Annotated in this window: 23 protein-coding genes; 6 read left to right on the forward strand and 17 right to left on the reverse strand. The window is 40.1% G+C overall.

Annotation, left to right across the window (positions count from 1 at the left end; all coding sequences use genetic code 11):
* Positions 1-23: 23 nt before the first annotated feature.
* The 4 genes from HNR53_RS05945 to HNR53_RS05960 form a co-directional block, all read right to left on the reverse strand.
* A complete protein-coding gene (locus HNR53_RS05945) occupies positions 24-1,910 on the reverse strand; it encodes an ABC-F family ATP-binding cassette domain-containing protein (protein ID WP_184523864.1) in 1,887 nt (628 codons plus the stop codon).
* A gap of 180 nt (positions 1,911-2,090) precedes the next feature.
* On the reverse strand, positions 2,091-3,254 hold the full coding sequence (locus HNR53_RS05950; protein ID WP_246439360.1) for a coiled-coil domain-containing protein: 1,164 nt from the start codon (positions 3,252-3,254) through the stop codon (positions 2,091-2,093).
* A 475-nt stretch (positions 3,255-3,729) separates the two neighbouring features.
* Positions 3,730-4,257 carry a hypothetical protein gene (locus tag HNR53_RS05955; protein ID WP_184523866.1) on the reverse strand — a complete coding sequence of 176 codons (528 nt, stop codon included), beginning with the start codon at positions 4,255-4,257 and terminating at the stop codon, positions 3,730-3,732.
* Positions 4,257-5,945 (reverse strand): formate--tetrahydrofolate ligase, encoded by a 1,689-nt coding sequence (locus tag HNR53_RS05960; RefSeq protein ID WP_184523868.1) that lies wholly within the window; start codon positions 5,943-5,945, stop codon positions 4,257-4,259. The genes HNR53_RS05955 and HNR53_RS05960 overlap by 1 nt, the downstream gene beginning before the upstream one ends.
* 159 nt (positions 5,946-6,104) lie before the next feature.
* Between HNR53_RS05960 and metA the strand changes: the two genes are divergently transcribed.
* Positions 6,105-7,013, forward strand: coding sequence for a homoserine O-acetyltransferase MetA (gene metA, locus HNR53_RS05965; protein WP_184523870.1), 909 nt, complete (start codon positions 6,105-6,107; stop codon positions 7,011-7,013).
* 265 nt (positions 7,014-7,278) lie between these two features.
* Positions 7,279-8,646 carry a trypsin-like peptidase domain-containing protein gene (locus tag HNR53_RS05970; protein ID WP_184523872.1) on the forward strand — a complete coding sequence of 456 codons (1,368 nt, stop codon included), beginning with the start codon at positions 7,279-7,281 and terminating at the stop codon, positions 8,644-8,646.
* 62 nt (positions 8,647-8,708) lie between these two features.
* Here the strand turns inward: HNR53_RS05970 and mntR are convergent, their stop codons facing one another.
* The 7 genes from mntR to HNR53_RS06005 form a co-directional block, all read right to left on the reverse strand.
* Positions 8,709-9,134, reverse strand: coding sequence for a transcriptional regulator MntR (mntR, locus tag HNR53_RS05975; protein WP_184523874.1), 426 nt, complete (start codon positions 9,132-9,134; stop codon positions 8,709-8,711).
* A gap of 277 nt (positions 9,135-9,411) precedes the next feature.
* Positions 9,412-10,143: a hypothetical protein gene (locus HNR53_RS05980; RefSeq protein WP_184523876.1), complete on the reverse strand. Its 732-nt coding sequence runs from the start codon at positions 10,141-10,143 to the stop codon at positions 9,412-9,414.
* Between the two features lie 164 nt (positions 10,144-10,307).
* Positions 10,308-11,708, reverse strand: a complete 1,401-nt coding sequence (locus HNR53_RS05985; protein WP_184523878.1) for a sensor histidine kinase — start codon at positions 11,706-11,708, stop codon at positions 10,308-10,310.
* Positions 11,709-12,401: a response regulator transcription factor gene (locus HNR53_RS05990; protein ID WP_184523880.1), complete on the reverse strand. Its 693-nt coding sequence runs from the start codon at positions 12,399-12,401 to the stop codon at positions 11,709-11,711.
* A gap of 108 nt (positions 12,402-12,509) precedes the next feature.
* Positions 12,510-13,757, reverse strand: a complete 1,248-nt coding sequence (locus HNR53_RS05995; protein ID WP_184523882.1) for a S1C family serine protease — start codon at positions 13,755-13,757, stop codon at positions 12,510-12,512.
* A gap of 179 nt (positions 13,758-13,936) precedes the next feature.
* Positions 13,937-14,233, reverse strand: a complete 297-nt coding sequence (locus HNR53_RS06000; RefSeq protein WP_184523884.1) for a rhodanese-like domain-containing protein — start codon at positions 14,231-14,233, stop codon at positions 13,937-13,939.
* Positions 14,234-14,362: 129 nt separating this feature from the next.
* On the reverse strand, positions 14,363-16,582 hold the full coding sequence (locus tag HNR53_RS06005) for a DNA topoisomerase (protein ID WP_184523886.1): 2,220 nt from the start codon (positions 16,580-16,582) through the stop codon (positions 14,363-14,365).
* Between the two features lie 310 nt (positions 16,583-16,892).
* Between HNR53_RS06005 and cspD the strand changes: the two genes are divergently transcribed.
* Entirely contained in the window at positions 16,893-17,093 is a 201-nt protein-coding gene (gene cspD, locus HNR53_RS06010; protein ID WP_019155915.1) for a cold-shock protein CspD, read from the forward strand.
* A 41-nt stretch (positions 17,094-17,134) separates the two neighbouring features.
* On the opposite strand, the gene HNR53_RS06015 is transcribed toward cspD, so the two are convergent.
* Together HNR53_RS06015 and HNR53_RS06020 are read right to left on the reverse strand one after the other, a co-directional pair.
* Complete coding sequence (locus HNR53_RS06015) at positions 17,135-17,335, reverse strand: zinc-finger domain-containing protein (protein WP_184523888.1); 201 nt, start codon at positions 17,333-17,335, stop codon at positions 17,135-17,137.
* A gap of 60 nt (positions 17,336-17,395) precedes the next feature.
* Positions 17,396-18,052, reverse strand: a complete 657-nt coding sequence (locus HNR53_RS06020; protein WP_184523890.1) for a reverse transcriptase-like protein — start codon at positions 18,050-18,052, stop codon at positions 17,396-17,398.
* A gap of 187 nt (positions 18,053-18,239) precedes the next feature.
* Between HNR53_RS06020 and HNR53_RS06025 the strand changes: the two genes are divergently transcribed.
* Both HNR53_RS06025 and HNR53_RS06030 read left to right on the forward strand, forming a co-directional pair.
* Entirely contained in the window at positions 18,240-18,629 is a 390-nt protein-coding gene (locus HNR53_RS06025; RefSeq protein WP_184523892.1) for a reverse transcriptase-like protein, read from the forward strand.
* Positions 18,630-18,650: 21 nt separating this feature from the next.
* Positions 18,651-19,610: a DMT family transporter gene (locus HNR53_RS06030; RefSeq protein WP_184523894.1), complete on the forward strand. Its 960-nt coding sequence runs from the start codon at positions 18,651-18,653 to the stop codon at positions 19,608-19,610.
* Positions 19,611-19,710: 100 nt separating this feature from the next.
* Here HNR53_RS06030 and HNR53_RS06035 read toward each other — a convergent pair whose 3' ends face one another.
* Together HNR53_RS06035 and HNR53_RS06040 are read right to left on the reverse strand one after the other, a co-directional pair.
* Entirely contained in the window at positions 19,711-19,992 is a 282-nt protein-coding gene (locus tag HNR53_RS06035) for a DUF6123 family protein (RefSeq protein ID WP_184523896.1), read from the reverse strand.
* A 53-nt stretch (positions 19,993-20,045) separates the two neighbouring features.
* Positions 20,046-20,507: a divergent PAP2 family protein gene (locus tag HNR53_RS06040; RefSeq protein WP_184523899.1), complete on the reverse strand. Its 462-nt coding sequence runs from the start codon at positions 20,505-20,507 to the stop codon at positions 20,046-20,048.
* Positions 20,508-20,590: 83 nt separating this feature from the next.
* On the opposite strand from HNR53_RS06040, the gene sspL reads away from it, so the two are divergent.
* A complete protein-coding gene (gene sspL / locus HNR53_RS06045) occupies positions 20,591-20,728 on the forward strand; it encodes a small, acid-soluble spore protein L (protein WP_184523901.1) in 138 nt (45 codons plus the stop codon).
* 66 nt (positions 20,729-20,794) lie between these two features.
* On the opposite strand, the gene HNR53_RS06050 is transcribed toward sspL, so the two are convergent.
* Positions 20,795-21,691, reverse strand: coding sequence for a 5'-3' exonuclease (locus HNR53_RS06050; RefSeq protein WP_184523903.1), 897 nt, complete (start codon positions 21,689-21,691; stop codon positions 20,795-20,797).
* A gap of 120 nt (positions 21,692-21,811) precedes the next feature.
* Positions 21,812-22,564, reverse strand: a complete 753-nt coding sequence (locus HNR53_RS06055; RefSeq protein ID WP_184523905.1) for a nucleotidyltransferase domain-containing protein — start codon at positions 22,562-22,564, stop codon at positions 21,812-21,814.
* Positions 22,565-22,648 lie beyond the last annotated feature (84 nt).

A 22,648-nucleotide genomic window follows, 5' to 3' on the forward strand; every position in this document is an offset into this window, starting at 1 on the left:
TATGGTGCAATATTATTATTTTGTCATCCTTGCTCTGACAACTCTGTTAAATAGGTCCAGCGTTCAATCATATATTCAAGTTTTCCATTTAACTCCTGTTCTTCCTCTGCCAGCTTCTGGGCTTTCTCAAAATCGCTGCCTGTCCGATTTAATTCCACTGCTATTTCTTCCAGTCTTGCTTCAGCCGCTGCGATATCATCTTCGATCGTCTCAAATTCCTTTTGCTCTTTATACGTCATTCTCTTTTTCTTTGTTTTTTCCTGAGAGGAAGCAGGCTTTTTTACCTCTTCTTTCTTGATCTCCGCTAGAGTATGGACCTGTTTTTCAAGAAATTCCGTATAATTGCCATAAAATAAATCAGTTTGACCTCCGCCATTTAAGACAAGAAGCTGCTCTGCCACTTTGTCAAGGAAATAACGATCATGTGATACGGTAATAACGACACCGGAAAAATCTTCTAAATAATCCTCCAGCACGGTCAATGTCTGTGTATCGAGATCATTTGTCGGTTCATCCAGCAATAGGACATTTGGCTCGTGCATCAAGATCTTCAATAAATACAGACGTCGTTTTTCACCGCCGGATAATTTACGGATAGGTGTACCATGGGTAGAAGGAGGAAATAAGAAACGCTCCAGCATTTGCGCTGCAGAGATTGTTTTACCATCCGATGTCTCCACCACTTCTGCCGCTTCTTTTAAATATTCAATCATGCGCTTGTTTTCATCCATATCTTCACTTTCCTGCGTATAAAAAGCAACCTTTACCGTTTGCCCGATAATCCGCTCGCCGGAATCAAGCGCTATTTTCCCGGCAAGGATATTTAACAGGGTTGACTTTCCTGTCCCATTTTTACCGATAATCCCGATCCGGTCTCCGGGTTTCACCAGAAGGTTAAACTGTTCTAATATCACCTGATTGTCAAACCTTTTCGAGGCATCCTTCAGTTCAAAAACCTGCTTACCGAGTCTGCTTCCTCTTAAAGACATATCGAGATTTTCTTTTGTTTTAACGGAGGAAAGCTTCTCATCCAATTGTTCAAAACGCTGAATTCTTGCCTTTTGCTTGGTGGAACGCGCTTGCGCTCCTCTGCGGATCCACTCCAGTTCGCGGCGGAAAAGATTCTTTTGTTTTTCAACGGTTGCGGCTTCCTGTTCCTCCCGAAGTGCTTTTGCTTTGAGAAACGCTGAATAATTGCCTTTATAGCTGTAAAGATTCCCTCCGTCGAGTTCAAAGACACGGTTTGTGACACGGTCAAGGAAATAGCGATCATGGGTGACAAGCAAAATCGAACCTGCATAACGGCTTAAGTAATCTTCCAGCCATTTTACCGATTCGTAATCAAGATGGTTGGTCGGCTCATCTAAAATGAGCAAATCAGGGGATTGAATTAATACTTGGGCCAGAGCTACTCGCTTTTTCTGACCGCCTGATAAATGACCAATAAATTGCTCAAAATCTTCTATTCCCAGTTTTGTTAAAATCGTCTTTGCATTTGTGCTGACATCCCAAGCATTTAACGCATCCATTTCCTTCTGCTGCTGAAAAAGCATGTCCTGTAATGCTTGATTTTCCGGGTCCTTATGCAGCATCGATAAGGTTTTTTCATATTCCCTTAAAAGCCTAAAGACAGGAGCATCACCGGCAAAAATCTGTTCTAAAATAGTAAATTCAGGGTTCAAATCCGGTTTTTGTGCCGAGTAAGAAATGCTGTAATCCCTTGGGAAAATGATTTCTCCCTCATCCGGCTGATCAATGCCGGCGATAATTTTTAATAAAGAGGATTTTCCTGTTCCATTTACGCCGATTAATCCGACACGCTCTTTTTCGGTAATCGTAAAAGATAAATCACGAAATAATGTCTTATCTCCATAAGATTTTGTCACATGTTCAATCGAAATTATTTTCATCAAAACCATTCCATTCATAAAAAGTAAACTGTGCCCTTGTCACGTATCTTCTATTATAGCAGTTAAATCACAGGAATAAATAAACTGGCGAAGAATGAGTGAAAATGGATCTCCGTCATTCGTTTTCTTCCAGACAGCACAAAAGGCAGGATTGCTCCTGCCTTTTAAAATAGTAAACTATTAATTTATGACCCGCATAACGCGGCCATTAAAAGTGTTTGCCCAATAACCGCTTGTCATATTGGCGACTGCGACACCTGTAGAACTTTGGGAACCGATAAACTTCCCGCCGCCTAAGTAAATCCCAACATGACCGTCTGTTTTATACGTGTTAAAGAACACCATATCTCCAGGCTGCATATTAGCTGCAGATACTCTGGTTCCTGTATTTTTTAAGCTGTCCGTGCTGGCTGCTACTTTCACACCTGCCTGAGAAAATGCCCATGCCACGAATCCGGAACAGTCAAAACGGCCTGCTGCGATATCAGATGCCGATCTGCCGCCGCCGAATACATAGACAGAGTTTCCGATATATTTATTGCCGGCATTAATAACCGTTGCAATACTTCCGGAACCAACATTCGTATTCGTTGTGTTGATACTTACTGCTGTGCCGGAGTTCGTGTTTGTTGCTGTATTTTTTGTAAATGAAGTAACAGCTCTGCTGAGTTCCTGCTGCTGCTGCTCTTTAAGGCTGGCAATTTCAGCCATACTTTTCGCTGCATCTGTTGCTAATTGGTTTTTAAGCGCTTCGTTTTGCGACTTTTGCTCTGCTATTTCTGACTGCATGCCTTCTAATTCCTGCTTCATACTATTTAAATCGGTTAATTTCTTTTCAACCGTTTCTTGTTTTGTTTTTAATGTATTCTGATCTTCTTCAAGTTTTTTCATAATTTCTGAATCTGCTTCAAAAATAGTAGCAACTGCTCCAACCCGGTCAATAAATTCACCAAAGCTGGTAGCCGAAAAAATAACATCCATATAACCAATCTGTCCGCCTGATTCCTGATATGAAACCGCTCTCTCTTTTAAAATTCCCATTCTCTGTGAAATTCGTTCCTGAACCGCAGCGATTTCTGTATTAAGAGTTTCAATTTCCGCCTGTGCCTGACCAAGTTGAGCATTTGTTTCTTCAATCTTAGTATTATTATCTTTAATTGCTTGTTCCATTTTAGCGATTTGTGCTTCAATCTCCGCTTTTTTAGCCTGTAGGCTGCTTAATTCCTGCTGAGCCTCATTGATACTGGTTTGAATATTTGCATGCGCATTTATTCCTGGTATTGTCAAAATACCCCCCATTCCAAGCATGATCGTTGTACTAAGTGTAATGATTTTCTTTTTCAAAACTAAATCCTCCCTGTATCCTAAGGCAATACCTCTTGTGTATCAGGTTCCTTAAATAGTTCAAACTTCGTTGTCATTCGACAAAACTTATGATATTTTTTAATCTTTATTATGTAGTAGAAAACGATATTCCCGATTGAGTATCGATTATGGCTGATTTTTAGCAGTCTTTGGAAACTCAACTAGTGGTAGTATACCATCACATTTTGTCAGTTCTGTAATAGAAATATTACATTTATATTTCAAAAACTACTTTATTCGACTATTTTCGATAAATTGTAACAAATATTTAATTTTCCCTATAAAGAACGTATTAATTAATATCGTTCGTTTAAAAGGTGTAATTACATCTTATAACATAAGTTTACTGCTGAAGCTGAAGCTAAAATTTCATTATTGCATAGAAAAAGGCTGACTCTGTCGTATAGGAGTCAGCCTTTTTCGGAATAGTAATAATATGGAACGGTTCCTCGAATTAAGATAGTGTGATTCCTTCCAGCTTTTCAAGCGTCAAAAGCATGTAATCCGTCATTTCCGTCAAATCATCTATCTGTTCTTCATGAATGATGCGGTTAAAAGAAACAATCCCTGTATAATAAGCTTTTTTCCGCGCTTTAATCGAATCCCGGCAAACCGTCAATTTGATCGCTCTTTTACTGCCCCATATGGATGTCAGCATTTCTTCTATTTGCAAAAACAATGGTTCGCTGTATTCATGTTTCAAAGTAAATTCAATCACAACTATACATCCGGCAAGTTCATCTGAAAGCCGGAGCATTTCTGCTGTAAAATTTTCTAAACCTGCCGATAAAGTAAATTTACATGTTACGCTTTCCTGTTCTGCCGAAGGTAATTGAAAAGAAAGATCATAGGACCGGGACAGTTTCGCAGTGTTCATGATATCATTCCGATCCGTGATGATAATCTCTCCGCTTAAATCCTTATCATAAAAGATCCCATCCATGACCACTCTCATATTTTCAAATGCGGTTGGATCAAACATTAAAATAGCCCTACAGCATTCCCATTTTCATCGACGTCCATTTTTAACGCAGCAGGAACCTTCGGCAGCCCTGGCATTGTCATCACGTCACCGGTTAAGGCCACGATAAAACCAGCGCCGATGGAAGGTTTAAACTCGCGGACAGTAATGGTAAAATTCTCAGGACGACCTAGCTTGCCTGGATCATCAGACAGGGAATACTGAGTTTTCGCCATACAAACCGGCAGATTTCCCCAGCCAAATTTTTCAAACTCTACTAACTGTTTTCTGGCCTTTGTTGAGAACTCTACATCTTTGCCGCCATATACTTTTTGGACAACTGTACGTACTTTTTCTTCAATGCTGTCACTAAGCTCGTACAAAGGATGATAATTAGACTCTCCTTTTTCCATCACTTCTAACAATTTATTTGCCAGATCAACTCCGCCGGCACCGCCCTTTTCCCATACTTCGGTTAAAGCCACTGGAAGATTCTTCTTTTCACATAAGACCAGCAGAGCTTTTACTTCCTGTTCCGTATCGGTAACAAATTTATTGACGGCAATTACCAGCGGCAGCCCGAAGCTGGAAATCGTTTCAGCATGCTTCTCCACATTAGCAAAACCGGCTTCGAGAGCTGCAATATTTTCCTGACCTAAATCAGACTTTGCTACTCCTCCATGCATTTTCAGCGCACGAATGGTAGTGACAATCACGACAGCCTCTGGCTTTAAATTAGCGCTTCTTGCTTTAATATTTAAAAATTTCTCCGCACCTAAATCAGCTCCAAAACCGGCTTCCGTAATCACATAATCGCCCAGTTTGGATGCTGCTTTTGTTGCCATGACACTGTTACAGCCATGAGCGATATTGGCAAACGGACCGCCATGTATAAGTGCTGGCGTATGTTCAATCGTTTGCACCAAATTCGGTTTTACTGCATCCTTTAAGAAAAGAGTCAAAGCCCCTTCAACACCGAGGTCACCAACGGTTACCGGCTGTTTGTTGATATTGTACGCAACAACGATCCGCGCCAGGCGTTTTTTCAAATCCTGCAGTCCGGATGCGAGGCATAAAACGGCCATGATTTCCGATGCAACAGTAATATCAAAGCCATCTTCACGCGGTACCCCCTGAACCGGACCTCCCAAACCGACAACAACCTTTCTTAAAGCACGGTCGTTTAGGTCCATAGAACGTTTCCAGACGATTCGTCTTTGGTCGATCTGCAGCTGATTTCCCTGCTGCAGATGATTATCGAGCAGTGCTGCAAGTGCATTATTCGCTGTGGTAATCGCATGAAAATCTCCTGTAAAATGCAGATTGATCTCTTCCATTGGAAGCACCTGGGAATAACCTCCTCCCGTTGCTCCCCCTTTAATCCCCATGACTGGACCGAGAGAAGGTTCACGAAGAGCAATGACCACTTTTTTACCGATTTTTTTAAATGCGTCACCTAGACCAACGGTAACGGTAGATTTTCCTTCCCCCGCCGGTGTTGGGTTAATCGCTGTGACTAAAATTATTTTTCCGCTTTCCTTCGTTTGCAGCTTTTTTAATGTTTCAAACGATAATTTTGCTTTATATTTTCCGTAAAACTCTAAATCATCTTCTGTCAGACCAATCGTTTCTGCTATTTCCTTAATCGGGTTAATATGCGATTGCTGTGCGATTTCAATATCAGATTTCACCATTGTTTTTACACCCATGAAAGTCCCCCCATAAATTTTACCAATTTATCTGTTTCATTTTATCATTGTTACTCTACTATTTGTGATATTATTTTGTTACCTGTATTTATATCATTGCTACAAGTGAGAAAGGTTATTATAATGTTTTATTATGAGTTCATTCAAGGAGATGATACTTTGCCTATTAAATTACCGAAGCTTCTTCCAGCGAGGGATATTCTGGAGAAAGAAAATATATTTATTATGGACGATGAAAGGGCAAGCCAGCAAGATATCCGCCCGTTAAATATTTTGATCTTAAATTTGATGCCGGAAAAAGAAAAAACCGAGGCCCATTTACTGCGGCTTTTGGGAAATACTCCTTTACAGGTAAATATTCATTTCCTTAAAACGGCCACCTACGAATCAAAGAATACGAGCCCTTATCATTTAGAACAATTTTACACGACATTTAAGGAAATAAAGGAGAAAAAATTTGACGGCATGATCATTACTGGTGCGCCTGTTGAAAACATGCCGTTTGAACAGGTTGAATACTGGGAAGAGCTTGTCGAGATCATGAACTGGACAAAAACAAACGTGACCTCCACGCTTCATATATGCTGGGGAGCACAGGCGGCTTTGTACCATCATTTTGGGATTCATAAATATGAACTGCCTGAAAAATGCTTCGGAATTTTTTCCCATATTGTCAATGATCGTTCGGAAAAATTACTGCGAGGATTTGATGATATCTATCTTGCCCCGCATTCACGACATACTGATGTTGTCATGGAAGATATCGAAAAGTGCCCGGATCTTAAGATTTTGTCTTCATCAGAAGAGGCTGGAGCTTTTATTATGTATGCAAATGGCGGCAGACAAATCATGATAACCGGGCATTTAGAATACGAAGCGCAAACATTGGCTGAGGAATATTGGCGTGATTTTAATAAAGGGCTTGCGACACAAATCCCGGTTAATTATTTCCCCGATAATAATCCGGAAAATCCAGCGTTAAACCGCTGGCGTTGCCATGCGCATCTCTTATTTTCCAATTGGTTGAATTATTACGTGTATCAGGCAACACCATTTGAATGGAATTGAAAGAACCAAAAGCTGTCTCTCTTATAGAGCAGCTTTTATTTTTTTCACAAACTTAACAAATTTAGCTTGTCCCTTTTGCTATTCAAAAAGAATCTATATAGCAGGATTCATTCATTTGAATCATTAACGGGTTTTAGAGATTTCTCTAAGCCCTTTTTGCATCTTCATCACAGCTTATTTATTTTTTCGTACAAAATTTATTTTTCTTTATAGGGGAATATATTGGATTTGATCGAATGTTTCGCCATCAAGATGACAAGAGGTGATGATTCTGAAAAAAAGAGCTATTTTCACCGTACCGATCAGTATTTTACTAATCGCTGTCATTGTTGCTTCATTTTTGCTCATGAATATTAAGCCTGAAACGTCAAAGATTTCACAGGCACAAAAGCTGTCAGAGTATTCTAAACCTGCAGTTGTACGCATTGTCGAATACGCGGTAATTGATTGGAATTTTTATGATTTATTTAGTGATGTTGGATACGAGGTAGATGCGCTTTTAGCAGGAATGAATTATCAAACCTATGTCGGAGGATCCGGCTCCGGGGCTGTCATTAGCTCTGACGGATATATTGTGACAAACGCTCATGTTGTTGAAGGTACACAGCTTGAGGATGCGGAATTGGCCACAAGAGGACTCGAACAGCTTGCTTCCATTGTCGCTGATTATTTTCAGGTCGATTATCAAACAGCCTATGAATACATGTGGACATATGCAGAATTTTCCGGCGTAACAAGAGTTCTAAAAGTCGTATTACCGGGCGGAGAAGTTTTGGATGGCGAGGTTAAAAGCTATGGGGCCCCTGTTACGCAAGGGAAAGATGTTGCCGTGCTAAAAATAGAAGGGAAGGATTTACCGACTCTGAAGCTGGGAAACTCTGAAACAGTGGGAAATCAAAATAATATTTGGGTTATCGGCTATCCGGCTGCCGCTGAATCAGATTTATTTTCCACAGATTCATTGTTGGAATCCTCGATGAATGCGGGTCAGGTTTCATCTGCCTCAAAAACATTGGAGCAAGGCGGCAGTCCTGTGATTCAAATTGATGCAGCTGCTACTCACGGCAATAGCGGCGGTCCCGTCATTAATGAAAAAGGAGATATCATTGGCTTATTAACGTTTCGCGGTGATACCGTGAATGGGGTTGAGGTACAAGGCTTTAATTTCGCCGTACCTGTCAATACAGTAAAGGAATTTGTCAATCAGGCAGGAGCCAAGAACAAAAGCAGCCGAACCGATAAGCTTTACAAGGAAGGATTGGAATTATATTGGGGCGGTTATTACAAAAATGCACTGGAAAAATTTGAGGCGGTGGCAAGAATTTATCCTAATCATTCCGAAGTGAAGGATTATATCGCCAATTCACAAAATAAAATAGACGAAAGCAAAATCCTCTGGTCGGATTATAAAACTCTATTCTATATCATTGATGGTATTGCCGTACTCCTGATTATCTTTTTGATGCTTTTCACCTATGTCTTCATCCGCAAACCTGCCCAAGCAGCAAGTCCTTCCTCCCCATCAGCATCCGACACTATACCTGATTTAAATGGTGATGGAAAAATTGATATGAAGGATGTACAGCTGTTGCAAAAGGAGAAAGAATTGGATAATGAGAAAAAGAATGAATAACAGGAATTGGAAAGAGGCTGATCTTAGACAGATCGGCCTTTCTTTATGTAGAAATGATTAGTTTATTTAAGAGTTCTGTGGTTTTGCTGAACTTTGCGCAGCTCTGTGATCCGATCCTTATCTTCTTCAAAATATTGCACCAAATCCACAATTCGTTCAAGAGAATCCCAGCTTAAATGATGTTCAATCCCCTCAACATCCCCATAGATATTCTCTTCTTTTACACCGATTACCCGCAAAAACTGCTCCAGCAGTTCATGACGATACACTAATCTTTTCCCGACTTTCTTTCCCTTTGACGTTAAAACAAGACCTCTGTATTTTTCATAGATTAGATACTCATCTTTATCAAGCTTTTGAACCATCTTTGTTACAGAAGAGGGATGAACAGATAGGTTTTCTGCAATATCAGAAACACGGGCATAACCCTTTTCTTCGATTAGTATGTATATTTGTTCTATATAATCTTCCATACTCGGTGTCGGCATCTGTTTCCCCCCTTAAAAAACACCATACTCAAATATGATACTCATCACTTTATTTAAATATTACTATAGAAATGTCATTGAAACAAGGCAATAACTTTTGCTTAAAAGGCCAAGCAGCCTATGATTTTTAAGGACATAATCCCGTTTACAACAAAAAGAGTCTGACACCCTAAAGAATGTCAGACTCTGATACTGTCATTGTTACGCCAGCCTGTTCTTCATCATCATAAAGCGGACGTCCATTCTATTCTTTTTTGTCCGGTTTTTCCTGTTCTAATTAATCGGGCGAACTTTTATGATGCTCGCCCCACATGAAATGCATGTCCCCATCGAATGGGAATAATTTCTGTTCCTTGGCATCTTCGCGATGGTTGATCATAATTTCTCCCATTAACTCATGAATGGATTTTCCTGCCGTATTTATGCCCAATTTTTCAGCTGTTTGCCTAATTTTCTTCTCTCTTATTTCATGAGCTACAACGCGTAATTCCTTTCCTTCCACAGTGATGCCCAATTCCTTTGCCGCTGCTTTGATCGACGCTTCTTTTACTTCAGCAGCAAGTATGCGAATATCTTTCCCTTCTGTTTCAATGCCAAACTCCTTAGCTTTCTGTTTGATATGGGCTTCCTTCACTTCTTTTGCCAGCTCATCGATCCCTTTGCCTTCAATCGAAACTCCCAGTTCTTTTGCTTTGTTTTTTATATTTGCTTCCCTTACTTCCTTCGCCAGCGTATCAGCGTCCTTCCCCTCGGTGTTAATTCCTAGTTCTTCAGCTCGTTTTTTTAGATAAGCCGCTCTGATTTCCCGTGCCAGGGTTTTCGTATCCTTCCCTTTGATGTCAACGCCCAATTCTTCTGCACTTTTTTCAATTAATTCTTTATGTCTGCTGATGTCCCCTTTTCTTATCTCTTCTGTTAGCTTTTCCTCTGCTTTTGTTTCACTTAAACCAAGACTTGTTCCTAAAAACAACAGACCTGTAATAAAAAAAACGAGCGACCACTTTTTCATCTGAATAACCTCCTATGATGTATATCTGTTTACAGATGATAGAGTGCCCAAAAATGACAAACAAAATATGAACAAACTGTAAAAAATGACAATTCCTTCTCGAAAGGAAAAAAACTGCCGGATAAGTCACAAGCAGTTTCCATGTCGGCGCTAGAATTTCATCATCAAGCTCGCTGAGGGAAGCGGATGACAAATTTTGTCCCCTTTCCTTTCTCACTAAATACGGCAATTTCGCCATCGTGCAGCAGGACGAGCTGTTTGACAATCGAAAGACCAAGTCCAAATTCGCCGTATGGATTGGTTGTTCGCGATAAATCCGCTTTATAGAAACGGCGCCAAATATTTTCAACATCTTCCGGGTCAATGCCGATTCCTGTATCTTCAATTTCAATTATCGTTTCTTTATTGCCCGCTTTCCCCCGTAAATGAATCGTTCCATTTTCTGTAAACTGGATGCTATTCTTCGTAATATTAATCAGAATCTGTACAAGTCGATCGTAGTCAGCATAAATATTAATATCCTCTGCTGCGACAACAATGATCGCATCATTTTTTTCTCGTGCTAATACTTCCAGTTGATCTTTAATGATTTCGAGCACTTCAACGAGAGCAATATTCTGTTTCATCAATTTGACCTGATTGGATCTGATTTTTTCATAATCGAGATTTTCATTTACAAGGCGAATCAGACGATTCGTTTCTTTACTGACTAACTGCATTCCTTTCTCTTTTTCTGCTTCGGGAATCATGTTATTTCTTAAGCCTTTTATCACCCCGTTCATCGTCGTCAGCGGCGTGCGCAGCTCGTGGGACACATCCGCGATAAATTGTCTGCGCCTTTTTTCCAGTCTCTTTATCTCTTCGTTAGAATCAGATAATTTTTGTACCATATTATTAAAGTCCTGTGCCAATTCTCCAATCTCATCATAATTGGTAGAGGGGATGCGAACCGAATAATCCCCTGCAGAAACTATAGATGTTGCCTCCCGCAGACGCTTGATCCGGTTTACATGAATTTTAGACAGAAGCCAGCTCAAGAGCAATGCCACAGCAAGCGCAATAATGACGGCATACCATAAATAGCGGTTGATTTGCGAAATCATTTCCCGGGAACCCTGAATCGGTGAGGTAAGCAATAATCCCCCGATGAATTCCCCCCGCTGCATATATGGCAGCAGGACAAATGTGACGGCCTGTTCAAATCGATTTAAGTCTTGTTTTACAATAACAGTCTGACCTGATTGAATTCTCTTCCATTCCTCATCCTTCAAAAAAATACGGCCGTTTGTCGGGTAAATGATTCTCCGATCCTCTGCAAAAATCATATAATGGATATTTCTGCCGCTTAACACCCGGCTGTACTGGCTTAATACCTGCTCCCCGCTATCAGTGCTCCGTTCTAAATTGTAGATAATATTTTCTCCGTAATCGATTAATTCCTCTGCCTTATTTGTATAGACAAGTGTTTCAACATAGTGGGCAAACAATAAACTTAGGACGAGAAAGGCGACGATAATGATACTGATATGGCTGATGATTTGCTGATAAATGTATCTGATTTTCATTTATGATTCCTCATCAAATTTATAGCCAACGCCCCAAACGGTATGAAAGAAAGGCTGATTCTCTACTCCTGCTTTTTTCCTCAGCCTTTTGATATGAACATCAACTGTCCGTTCATCTCCGTAAAACTCATAACCCCATACTTGTTCAAGAAGCTGTTCCCTAGAAAACACCTGTTTTGGATGCTGGGCGAAATAAGATAATAAATCGAATTCCTTTGGCGTTAAATTGGCAATGAGTTCCCCATTTAGAAATACTTCCCTTGTATTTTTATTAATTTGAAAATGCTGCGTTTTGAGAATCCCTTTATCTTCCTGACTGCCTTTATTTACGTTTTGATAACGCCGGGTCACGGCTTTGATTCTGGCCATCAGCGCAAGCGGACTGAATGGTTTTGTCACATAATCATCTGCGCCCATTTCCAGGCCAAGCACCTGATCTGATTCGCTGTCCTTCGCTGTCAACATAATAATCGGAACGGTATTTTTTGCCTCTCTTATTTTGCGGCAAATCGTCACGCCATCCATGCCCGGCAGCATCCAATCAATGATAATCACATCCCATTCGCTTGACAGGCTTTTTTGAAATCCTTGCAGTCCATCAGCGATAAACTCTCCTTCTATCTCTTCTTTCATAAAAAACAACTCCAGCATGGAGGCAACACTTTCATTATCTTCTATCACTAAAACTTTCATCGTTCCTACATCTCCTAAACAAAAAAATAACCTGATAACACTTTCTATGTTATCAGATTAAGCCATAAAGATGTAATGAACTGTGTATAATCCACGCAATCTGGTACTCTATTCTATTGTATTTCCAGTGCTTGTCAGGGTTAGTTCCACTTTCATTTGTTTACTTCCACGGTAAATATCCAGGGTCACTTTGTCCCCAGCTTTAAGCTCAGTGTAGAGATATTTTCTTAAATCATCTGAACTGTTGATTTTCTGACCATTAATGGCTGTAATGATATCCTGAACCTCTAAGCCCGCTTTGACCGCGGCTGAAGTAGGATCGACACTTGTAACGATGGCACCGCCTTCCACATTTAACGGCAGATCTTGTAAATATCTTTGCGAAACTTCCTCAAGATTTGCCAGCCCAACCCCGATATAAGGACGCTCAACATGGCCTTTTTCCATAATTTCATTAATGATGGCAACTACATCATTACTTGGAATGGCAAACCCTAATCCTTCTACATTATCTTCAGCAATCTTTAAGCTGTTGATGCCCATCACCTGTCCTGATGTATTCATTAAAGCACCGCCGCTGTTACCAGGATTGATGGCGGCATCTGTTTGAATCACATTTAAGTCCCATTTTCCGGCAGATGTGGAGACCGGCACGGTTCTATCCACTGCACTAACGATTCCTCGTGTCACCGTATTGGATAAATCAAGACCTAGCGGGTTTCCGATGGCTAGTACAGGATCACCTGCCCGTAAAGAACGGGAATCGCCAAAATCTAGTGCTGATGCTGCATATTTGGCATCAATTTTCAATACAGCTAGATCGGACAAAGGATCAGCACCAATAAGTTCTGCTTTTGTTTTCTCACCGCCCGCTACGGTGATTTCAAGTTCCTTCGCACCTTCAATGACATGATTATTCGTGACAATAAAGGCATTGCTGCCGTCAATCTTAAATATGACCCCGGTTCCGCTGCCGCTCTCGACAGTCTCAGAATCCCTTTTAGCAGCTGAATCGGGGAAGTTCCGCCACTGTGTTTGTGTCTGCATATTCACGATGCCGACAATGGCTTTCGAGGCTTTTTCCACCATGTCGGCAACAGAGTCAGAATCAGAAGACGCCGCGGTTTTTTGCACCGTCACTGCCCCGGGACCATTTCCATGATGGCCGGACTCAGTAATTTGACTGGTCACTTGCCCGGTAAAATAATCAACATGCGGTAAAACAGTAATGGTAAGCATAGAACCGACCAGTCCGCCGGCAACAGCCGTCATCAGGCTGTTCACCCACGGCGGTTTCGGTCTGCGCGGTCTCTTTACTTCTTCTGGTGTTATTATTTGTTCGTTTAAGTCACTCATTTCCTTTTCCCCCTATTATTCATGTTCTATATGTTCATTTTGGTTTGTTTTTTTCTTACCTACATCATACGGAGGAAATATGAATAAACTATTAACAATCTTTTAATAGAACGGGAAACAATTGGTACAAAAAAGGGATTGCCTATTAGCAATCCCTCTTTCCATTATTCGCTTTAATATTATTCTACTTCACCCGTCCAGGTCAGCATGCCGCCATCCATATTGGTCACTTTAAAACCTTGACTTTCTAAAAAATTTCCGGCAAAAGTACTCCTACCGCCGGAACGGCAGACAAGAATATACTCTTTATCCTTATCTAACTCTCCCATCCGTGATTGGATCATTCCAAGTGGAATGTGGACGACTCCTGGAATCTTTCCTTGTGCCACTTCATCCTCTTCACGGACATCGATTAAATTTAATGCTTCCCCGCTTTTAAGTTTCTGCTGCACTTCTTCTGCTGTTAAATGTTTCATTAAAATATTCCCCCTGTTTTCATCATTTATCCTTTGTTCATTATCTACAAGCAAATTTTTTCTTACTTTTGTAAAATATCAATCATTGCCGACAAATACAAGTACTTTGTTTGATAATATGAAACCAATCTAATTGGCTGTGTTTGCTGCACCATCGGCTTTCTCACTGTTTACCGGCTTCTGTTGTTCATTGTTAGCAAATTCCATCTTCCAGCTAAAATACTCATTATCCGGATTTTTTTCATACCTTAATAGCGCATCAAATTTATTTCCCTTTTTGCTTGTTAAACCCTTAACCGATGCCACACCATTTTTCAATAGAGCTTTTACCATTGTTTTTGTCGGCTTTTTCTTCATCGCCGCTAAGTACTTATCATTCTTCCAAATCACATATTTACAGCCATTTTTCCAATTACTGCAGCCAAAACCTTTTTGTCCTTCAATGACTGCATGTCCGCATAAAGGACATTTTCCAAGTGATTCTTTTGTCTTCACTTGAGTCGATACTTCATTTATTATAATATCCTTTTCATTTTTTATGGTTTCCACTGATTTTGCCGTGAAATCAAAGATCAGTTGTAAAAAATCCTTTTTACTAAAGTTTCTTTTCTCTATATCAAATAATGACTTTTCAAGGCGTCCCGTAAACTCCAGATTGAATAAATCTTTAACAGGAAATGTATCGACAAGCCTTCTACCCAGATCTGTACATAATAGATTTTTATTTTGCATCTCAATATAGCCAACATCTTTTAATTTTTTTATCGTTTCTGCACGTGTAGCCGGAGTTCCAATGCTAAACCCGCTCAAAATAGCAAACACATCTTCTTCGCTTTCGCCATCACCCTCATAGTTTTTCCCACAGGTTTCCATTACCCGCAGTAATGTTTTTTCCGTATGATGCTTAGGGGGCTTTGTCACTTGGGATATGATTTCATGCTTGACCAACTCCACCTGATCCTGAACCTGGACTAATGGTAACAGAGTATCCTTCGATTGGATGTTTTCTACCTTTTTCCATCCCTCGACCAGCTGCACTTTGCCTTTAGAAATAAATAGACCTTTCAAATCGATGTTATTTATTTTTGTTTCAATTCTTGTTTCTTCATATTCTGCAACAGGCATAAACTGCATGATGAATCGATTCTTAATCGCTTGATAGACTTGCGCTTCATCTGCTGATAACTGTTTAGGAATTAAATAAGTCGGAACAATGGCACTATGGCTTTCGACTTTAGAGTTATCAAATATTCTTTTCGACTTCACAAACTTGATTTCATCTTTATACGGAAGGTCCTTGGAGAGAGTTTCCAATACCTTAGCAGTTTTTCCAACAAGGCTCTCCTCTAAAGCTGCACTCGCGGTGCGGGGATAGGTGATAAACTTTTTCTCGTACAAAGTTTGAGCTACTTTTAAAACTTTATCAGACGTCCAGCCTTTGTATTTGTTCGTAATATAACCTTGCAAATTAGAAAGATTGAATAAATATGGGGGATACTCGTTTTTCTTCTGTACTTGCTTATCACTGACAAATGCTGATTTATCGATTAAAGATTGTTGAATGGTCTCTAAAGTTTCCTTACTCTTAAATTTTTCTTCTTTTCCCTCGATATAGGTTCCTTCATATTCCTGTTCATCTTTTGTTTTAAAGATGGCCTGCAGTTTATAATAATTCTCCGGAACAAAACTCTCGATTTCTTTATCACGATCGTAAATGATCTTTAAGGTTGGAAGTAGTACCCGGCCAATATTTAAAGCCTTGCCCTTCCCTTTTTGATATTTAAGGGTAGCCACGGATGTTAAGTTGATCCCGATAGCCCAGTCTGCCCATTGACGGCTGACTCCGGCATCTAATAATGGTCTGAGTTCGATATTTGGCTGGATATTTTCTAACCCCCGCAGCACTTCAGCAGGCGTCCATTCATTTAAAAGGAGACGGTAAACAGGCTTATCTGTTTTTATCGTGTAAATAATACTATCTCCAATCAATTGACCCTCCCGATCAAAATCACATGCTGAAATGATCCCGTCAATATCGTCCCGTTTCATTAAAAACTTGATCGTTTTCAATTGTTTTTGCGCACCTGAATCCAACTTATCCCTGTTTTTCGCATCACATTTCACTTTGTATTTAAACGCTTGAGGAATAAATGGAAAGTTTTCCATTTTCCATACCGCCATTTTTTCATCATAATCTTTTGCATCGTAGAGCTGCAGCAAATGACCAAAGGCCCATGTGATGATGTAGCCGTTTCCTTCATAATAGCCGTCATTTCTGCCGCGTATTTTTAATGCCTCTGCAATATTTTTTGCTACGGATGGCTTTTCGGCTAAAATCACTTTAACCACTCAGAATCCCCCTTCATAAACCGCGTTTCGACAAATTCATTTATGATGTCCAACAACCATTATACACGATATGACAATGGAATATATTTGGCACTCAGCGATTGTAAACAACGTTATTTCATAGCTTTGTCTATTTTGCAAATTAAGCTTGAATTCCTTGACTGTAAACGTTTATTAATGATATATTTAAGTCATCATATTACAGAATATATTTCCGTTAATTGTAATTAGCTGCTATATTTGTAATTTGATAATATTTATTTTTTTAGACATTTTGAGTGTCTTGAAAGGCTTAGGAGGAAATGTTAATATGCAAAACGGTAAAGTAAAATGGTTTAATAACGAAAAAGGTTTCGGTTTTATCGAAGTTGAAGGTGGAGACGATGTATTCGTACACTTCACAGCTATCCAAGGTGATGGATTCAAATCTTTAGAAGAAGGTCAAGAAGTTTCTTTCGAAATCGTTGAAGGAAACCGCGGACCACAAGCTTCTAACGTTGTGAAACTGTAATTATACTAATTTAAAATAAACATAGGGCTGGCGATTATTCGTCAGCCTTTTTTATTAACAGCCGCTTGAGTAAGCTTTTCTCCACACATTCTGATTTTCTCTCCGACCGTACAAGCAGAAATACAAAATTTATGAGCGTAGGCACGGCCTTTATCTTTGCGGTTCTGCTTATAGAGGAAGCAGCCGTTACAGTATTGGTTTAAAATCCCTTCCACTTCATTATAGATGTCCTTACGATCCATTTTCGTTCCCATCCTTCTGTTTGAATATTCATTGATTCTATTCTGTTACCTTTTTAACCTTCAGAGAAGCTGCATTTTACTGTAAATATTTTTTCCCTCAAGTGCCTGTGATGCCAGTTTATGCGCTTCTTTATTATCGTTTCTTGGAATCGGTTGATAACGCGGCTTTAGTCCTAAAATATTTATTTTTTCTTCTATCCGGTCAAGCCATTTGTTTAAGTTTTCCTCATAGCACGGCCATTCTCCTGCCAGCTGCTTCAAAACCCCTTGTGCATCCCCCTTAATATCACAAGGAAGCTGATGCACGCCAATTTCCTCGAGCAAGTTTAAAGCAAACATCAGCGCTGCATATTCTGCTTCATTATTATTTTCTAACTCGTCAATCGACTCATTGGCTCTCAGGCGAAATTTCTTTTTCCCCTGACGATAATACACAACCGCTCCTAAGCCCGAATGCAGGCTGTCCCTGTTATACCCGCCGTCAAAATAAATCATGACATCATGCGGTTCTTCTTCGACTTCCGTATTCAGCTTTTTTAGTTCTTTTAATTTCCATGATTGCCCCATCTCATCATAAAAAATTAGTTCACTTGTCCTATTTTGTTTTTCTATATCCTCACCATAAAGGATCGCCTGATCGCCATCGATCCAATCTGAAGTAAAATAAACTCCATCTGTTCCTTTCAGCTTGTATAACCATTCCACTTTATATTTCAACAACCTCACCCTTTCTTCTATGGAAGTGTATATGATGATGCCTGCAGGAGCACAAAACGTGCAGGATTATCTTTCCTTTGGATTTTTATCTTTCATGATATTGTTATTTAGTTTATACTTTTTTCATTGAGGAAATGCTCTGGAAGGATTTTTTTGTGATTTTCTATTCATGAGGAGGACGGTTCAATTGATTGAAGTATATTTTGATGGTGCCAGTGCTGGAAATCCGGGTTCGAGCGGTGCCGGTATTTTTATAAATGAAAATGGAAAAGTGGAGCGTCATTCCATTCCTTTAGAGATAATGAGTAACCATGAAGCCGAATTTCATGCCTTTCTCTTTGCTTTAAAGATTTGCCGGGATAAAGGATATCAAACAGTCTCTTTCCGTACGGACTCCGAGCTGGTGAACAGAGCCGTTGAAAAGAAATTTGTGAAAAACCCTGCCTTTGCTCCATTGCTGGAAAAGGCATTGAAATTGATCGCAGAATTTGAGTTGTTTTTCCTGAAATGGATACCGAGTAAAGAGAATAAAAACGCGGACGAATTAGCAAGAGCTGCCATTCACCAACCGCGTTAACAGCCTAAGTGTAAGAACATCATGAAAGGTTTGATAAATATTTTGAATCGAGTATCTATTATCGCAGATATATCCCTGCTGCTTGTTGCCCTTGTCTGGGGGGCAACCTTTGTCATTGTCCAAAACGCGCTTTTTCTTTTGGAACCATTTACTTTTAACGGGATCCGTTTTACGATTGCCGGTCTTCTCCTGTTAACCTGGCTTTTACTATTTGAACGTAAGCAACTGCGAAAGCTTGAGCGGCGGATTTTGCTTTCCGGTATATTAATCGGATTTTGGCTGTTTGTCGGATATGCTGCGCAAACGGCAGGATTAATCTATACTACTTCCGCAAAGGCCGGTTTTATTACCGGATTAAGCGTAGTCCTGGTACCTGTTTTTTCTTACTTTTTATTAAAACATAAACCCTCACAGCATGCAATTTTGGGCATTATTATTGCTACGGCAGGGTTGTATTTATTAACGATGACCGATTCCGCCCCGCTTAATATTGGCGACGGGCTGGTATTTGTCTGTGCGATCGGTTTTGCCCTGCAGATTATTTACACAGGAAAATACAGCAGGAACTATCCAGCCTTGCTTTTGACGGTTATCCAAATTTTTACGGTGGCGTTTCTTTCGCTAATGGGTGCATTTTTCTTTGAAGATTGGCATGTGATGGTTAAAAGCGCAGTAATTTATGCGCCTGAGGTTGTAACGGCTTTAATTGTGACCTCTGTTTTTGCTACAGCGTTTGCTTTTTTCATCCAGACATCTGTGCAAAAATACACAACACCGACCCGGGTAGCACTAATTTTCGCAACTGAGCCTGTTTTCGCAGCCATTACCGGATTTATTTGGGCTGATGATCGTCTTTCGTTCAGCGCCATTGCCGGTTGTTTCCTGATTTTATCCGGTATGGTATTTTCAGAACTCCCCGCAAATAAGCATTTTCTGCAAAGCAAACATAAGTCTGAAGTAAATGACCATGGCTCGTTCTAATAAGTACACAAAAGGGAAAAGGCATGTGATAACGCCTTTTCCTGATAAAAACTATTTGCATGCAAACAGTTTGACTTATTTCATGTAATGTAAGCTGGTTTTAGATGGCTATTAACTCGCGTTCTTTAACAAAACGGATAGCAGCCCCGCGATTTTTCACTTTACCTTTTACTAGCGTTTCCAATAGTGAGATGAAGTAGCTGCCATCAAATTCTTTTTGTGTTTTTAATGTCAACTCGATAGCGGTAATCGTAATCTCATCTGTCGCATTTGTCGTCTGCTTGCCAAAGGAAATAAATCCGATAGCATCGTCCTTTAACATAAATCCCTTTTCTTTTAGAAAATCTACGTATTGTCCTACCGTTTTCAATGTAATTTTCATTCCTCTCCTATTTTTAACCCAAATATCATATTACTTTAAATTGCGACAAATTTCTATCTTTTTTTCGAAAAAATATAACAAATTGCTCCAACCATCATTCCGAATACTGCACCACCAACAACTTCCTCCGGCTCGTGCCCGAGCATTTCCTTTAGTTTTGCAGGCGTTTTCTGTTTAAATGCCACACTTTCTTTATGATGAATTTTGTCGACTAATTCTTCCATATCATTTACTTTTAAGGTTAATTCACCGGTTTGGCGGCGGATCCCTTGTGCATCATACATCACGATAAGCCCATAGATAAGAGAAAGAGCAAAATCAATCGATGGTATTCCCCGTTTCAATGCTACAAAGGTCGTTAAGGATGAAACTCCCGCGGAATGGGAGCTGGGCATCCCCCCTGTTTGAAAAAATAAATCAGGCTTCCATTTCCCTGCCTTAAAAAAATGAAGCGGAATTTTTAATGCCTGTGCTAAGATTATGCTGATTAACGCAGCATATACCCCTTTATTCATATCTTCACCACCTGCTAGTTAGTGTGAAGTATTTAGATTGGATTTATTCTTGTTGGTAATACTATACACGGAGGTGATGGAACATGGGCAAAAAACTAGGAAGCAACCGCGGCACAAAGGCACCCGGAGTAAATCCACAGGGCTACGGACAAGATGCTGAATTCGCTGAAGAACCAAAAAGCAAACTGGAAAACGCAGCAAAGAAAAAAAATACAAAATAGGTGCCTGGCACCAAAAAAAGACAGATCGCGAGGATCTGTCTTTTCTCAGAGGACACTTTTACATGTTTATGCCCATGCTTTTTCTATATCGATAAATCGTTCCAAGCCTCTCATGCCGACCTGGGCAAATTTGTCCAGCGCTTTTTCTTTATTAAATTGAAACATCGCTTGATTTAAATCATATTCAATCGGGACATCTGTTTTGATTTCGGCTAGTTTTCTGCTTAAGTAGAGCATCTCTAAATCGGCTTCAATTTTGGCCTTTTGCGCCTTCGTTAATTGCTCAAGATTCGCGACAACCCCATCTACATGTTCAAACTGCTGCAGCAGCTTGATGGCTGTTTTTTCGCCAATCCCTTTCACACCAGGGTAATTGTCACTCGAATCCCCCATAAAGGCTTTTAAGTCAATCATTTGCTTCGGCATAATGCCTTTTTCCTCGAAGAATGACTCTTGATTGTGTACGACGTAGTTGCCAAATCCTTTTTTCAGCAGAACGACTGAAATCCGGTCATCAATCAGCTGCAGGATATCCTGATCACCCGTTAAAATCGAGACATCAGTCTCGTTTTTTGCTGCATGGACAGCGATTGTCCCGATGCAGTCATCTGCTTCATAGCCTGCTAAACCAATATTGGGAACATCAAAGGACGCGACAACTTCTTTCACCAAGTCAAATTGCGGGATCAGCTCTTCCGGTGCTTCGCCTCGATTTGCTTTATAAGCCGGAAATAACTCATTGCGGAACGTTTTACTGCCCATATCCCAGCAAACGGCTACATGGCTTGGTTTAAAATTAGCTACAGCTGTGAAGAAATGCTTTACAAAGCCATTGACCGCATTTGTCGGCACTCCATCGGAATTATACATAAACTGCCCTGACACAGATGTCGCATAAAATGCACGGAACAATAAAGCCATTCCATCGACGATCATTAATGAAGGTCTATTATTGAATTCCATTTATGACACACTCCCTTTATTCATAAAATCTATTATATCATGTCACATAGAGAATCGTCCCTGTAATCCTTTACCAGATAGGATAAACGGCAAAAGACCTATTAACTCTCTGTGGATTCATCAAATACGCAAAAGGTCCCATATCCATTGATTCAGCCTATCCCTGATATTTCCCCCCCGCGGCAGTGCTTCACATTGCTTATCCAACTGGATCCGCTCTTTTTCCATTATTTCCATTCCTTGTTTTACGTTCTGAGCTGAAACAAGCATTCCCCGCTTTTTCGCTGCCATTAATTCATGATAAAAAGTGGTTAAACCGGTCTCATCCGTAGCAAAAATACCTTGAAAATGAGAATAAAGCGCCGAATGCGGCACTGCTTCTGTGATGATAATGGTTTTTGCCAGCAAAAAGGCACGGACAGCCTGAATCAGCTTTTTCTGGCTTTGACGGGTGAAATCTTTTCCTAATACATCTTTTATATTCCTGGCACTAAGATGGATATAATGCTGGTACAGGGAATAAAGTGAATAACTTTCTTCGATACAGCGATATAAATTTCGCGAAAAGCCCCCCGAGTCGCGGTAAATGATCGGGGAAAGTGACCATTCCAGCAAATTAGGATTGGACTTTTCCAAGAGTGATAACACCTTGAAAATATCCCACCCCTGGGCATCATACGGAGTTTGAAACGTATGCGTTTCTGCTGCCTTTTGCAGCGATAAATACGTCTTCACATCACGATGCTGAAAAATAAACCGAACATCATAATCTGATTGTTCGGTTGCACCTCCCCATGCCCGGCTTCCCGTTTCAGCCGCAAAGAGAATATCTATGTTATATATGAATTCCAGTTCCTTTAACCATTCTTCCATAAGACTTCAGCCTCTTTACGTTAAAGTCCAGCTTAAAGAGAGCGGCGTATGAAGGCAAAACCCCAATATCTGTCCTTTATACAT

It is taken from the genome of Bacillus benzoevorans (genome assembly GCF_014207535.1).
Lineage (GTDB): Bacteria > Bacillota > Bacilli > Bacillales > Cytobacillaceae > Bacillus_BD > Bacillus_BD benzoevorans.